Genomic DNA, 288 nt, shown 5'->3' with positions numbered 1-288 from the left:
GGCCTCCTGCAGGACGGCTCCGGTGGCCAGGTCCACCACCCGCGAGGTCACCGTTTCCGCGTCCGTGCCGGGCGCCACGGTGGTGGTCTCGGTCAGGCGTCCGTTCTCAACGGTCCGGCTGACCTCAGTCTTCAGCTCGCCCGGCCCCTCGCCCCGCCGCCCCTCCTGTCCGGCGCCGTCGGCCCAGGAGACCGTCTGCGAGGCAGGCTGCCCGTACTTGTCGTAGGTGAAGGTGGTCTGCTCGCGGGCGGTGAGCTTCCCGGCGCTGTCTGCGGTGCGGGTGACGGT

General features: G+C 72.6%; 1 protein-coding gene. It reads right to left on the bottom strand.

Going from position 1 to position 288, the window contains the following annotated elements:
• The coding region (locus tag IF89_RS40090) for a hypothetical protein (protein WP_043195124.1) at window positions 1–288 on the bottom strand (288 nt) is incomplete at both ends.

The sequence above is a fragment of the Streptomyces sp. NRRL F-2664 genome, from assembly GCF_000719345.1.
Classification (GTDB): domain Bacteria; phylum Actinomycetota; class Actinomycetes; order Streptomycetales; family Streptomycetaceae; genus Streptomyces.
Note: the sequence above shows the minus strand (reverse complement) of the source record. Positions and strands in the feature narration are given on the sequence as shown.